This is a genomic window from Actinoplanes sp. NPDC048791, from assembly GCF_040650095.1.
Taxonomy (GTDB): domain Bacteria; phylum Actinomycetota; class Actinomycetes; order Mycobacteriales; family Micromonosporaceae; genus Actinoplanes.
Map to the genome: position 1 here is coordinate 1 of NZ_JBEZGQ010001203.1, position 2,311 is coordinate 2,311.

General features: G+C 74.2%; 3 protein-coding genes. All 3 read right to left on the reverse strand.

Features of this window, described 5'->3' with window-relative positions:
- Positions 1-636: response regulator transcription factor (locus tag AB0C29_RS44340; protein ID WP_360833808.1), on the reverse strand; the 636-nt coding region annotated here is incomplete at its 3' end.
- Complete coding sequence (locus AB0C29_RS44345) at positions 633-1,739, reverse strand: sensor histidine kinase (RefSeq protein WP_360833810.1); 1,107 nt, start codon at positions 1,737-1,739, stop codon at positions 633-635. The genes AB0C29_RS44340 and AB0C29_RS44345, both read right to left, overlap by 4 nt.
- A gap of 5 nt (positions 1,740-1,744) precedes the next feature.
- On the reverse strand, positions 1,745-2,311 hold a 567-nt coding region (locus tag AB0C29_RS44350), incomplete at its 5' end, for an ABC transporter permease (protein WP_360833812.1).

Below are 2,311 nucleotides of genomic sequence, written 5' to 3' on the forward strand. Positions count from 1 at the left end.
CACCAATTGGGCGCGGTCGCGGGCGGTCAGTTTCACCATGGCCCGGCTGACGTGGGTCCGGGCTGTCGCCGGGCTCAGGACCAGCCGGGCCGCTATCTCTTCGTTGCTCAAACCTTCGCCCACCAGGCTGACGACTTCGCGTTCGCGGTCGGTGAGGGCGTCGAGGCGAGGGTGCGGGCGCAGCACGCGCGTCGGCCGGGAGGCGAACTCGCGGACGACCCGCCGGGTCACCGACGGCGACAGCAGGGCTTCGCCGGCGGCCACCAGGCGGATCGCGCGGACGAGGTCGGCCGGCTTGGTGTCCTTGATGAGGAAGCCGCTCGCGCCGTGGCGGAGGGCGTCGAAGACGTAGGCGTCGATCTCGAAGGTGGTCAGGACGATCACGCGGGTGCCGGTCAGGGCCGGGTCGGCGGCGATGCGGCGGGTCGCTTCGATGCCGTCGATGCCGGGCATGCGGACGTCCATCAGGACCACGTCCGGGCGGTGCGTTCTGGTCTGCTCGACCGCGGCCAGCCCATCCGCTGCCTCGCCCGCCACGAGCATGTCGTCCTCGCTGGTCAGCAGGGTGCGCAGGCCCAGCCGGACCAGGTCCTGGTCGTCGGCGATCACCACGCTGATCGTCCGGCCGGTGGTCATCGGCGCACCGGGAGGGTCGCGGTCACGGCGAAGCCGCCTTCCGGTCGGGGGCCCGCGGTCAGTGAGCCGCCCAGGGCTGACACGCGTTCTTTCATGCCGGCCAGGCCGTGGCCGTCGCGGGCCGGGCGAGGAGGGCCTCCGCGGCCGGTGTCGCTGATCGAGACGGTCAGGTCGTCGTCGGTCAGGGCGAGGCGGACCGAGGCGGTGGCCGTGCCCGCGTGACGCAGGACGTTGGTCAGTGACTCCTGCACGATCCGGTACGCCGCCAGGTCGACCGCCGCGGGCAGCGAACCCAGCGGCCCGGCCACGTCGACCGCCACCGGGACCCCCACGGCGCGGGTGCGGTCCACGAGTTCGTCCAGGCGGGCCAGCCCCGGGGCGGGTGAGCGGTCGTCGGGGTCGTCGCCCCGGCGGACCGCGCCCAGGGTGGCCCGCAGCTCGTCGAGGGATTCGCGGCTGGTGCGGCTGATCGCCGTCAGCGCCGCCTCCGCCTGCTCCGGTTGTTTCGGCAGCACGTGCAGGGCGATGTCGGCCTGCATCATGATCGCGGCCAGGCCGTGGCCGACCACGTCGTGCACCTCCTGGGCCACTCGCAGGCGCTCGGCGTCCGCTTGGCGGCGGGCCTCGTCGCGGCGGTTCTGCAGGGCCTGCTCGCGTCCCACGCGCACGGTCACGCCGATCGCCAGCGGGCCGGCAACCCACGCCACCTGCGGGGCGACGGCCTCCATGCCGAGTCCGTCGCCGATCAGTCCGGCGATGATCAGCAGGCCGAGGGCGCCGGCGGCCGCGATGGCGGCCTGGCCGAGCGGTCGGTGGGCCGCGACCGTGTAGACGGCGATGGCCAGGCTCAGCAGGATCGGCCCGAACGGGAAGCCGCCCAGCAGATAGAGGGACACGGCCACCGTCGTGACGGCCAGCACTGTCACGGGCAGCAGGCGCCGGGCCGCGATCACCACAGCCGCGATGACCACCAGGGCGTACGCCCAGCCGGACACGGACGGGATGCCCTGGTTGCGGCCCGCGGGGGCGGTGCCGGCCAGGCCGATCGCCAGCAGGACGAGCGTGAGCAGCCCGTCCGTCAGGTATCCGGGTACCCGTTTCATGACGCTCAAAGGATGTCACGGCGACGCAGCAGCGCGCCGCCCGCCACCGCGAACACCAGCAGATATGCCCCCACGATCAGCGCGGCCTGGCCGCCTCCGACCAGCGCCTCGACGCCGGGGGTGTCGCCGCCCGCGCCGAGGGCCGCGACCAGCGAGCCCGCGTTCGGGCCGGGCAGCGCCTTCTGCAGCTGCGCCACCCAGTCGAGCAGGGGCGCGGCGATCAGAGCCAGCAGGTTCTGCACGGCGAGCAGCCACACCAGGCCCAGGCCGACCGGCAGGGCGACGCCGCGCAGGGCGATGCCCAGCAGCGCGCCGAGGACCGTCCACATCGCCGCGATCAACCAGCCCGCGGCGATCCCGGCGAGCAGGTCACCGGCGCCCGGCCAGGCGATCGCCCGATCCTCGGCGAACGCGACGGCGACGCTCGCCACCGCGCCCGCGGCGAACACGGCGAGCACTCCGGCGAGCGCGGCCAGGCCGAGCGTGACCAGCTTGGCGGCGTAGACGCGCAGGCGGACCGGATCCTGGGTGAGGACTGTCTTCCAGGTGCCCCAGGCGTACTCGCTGCCGAC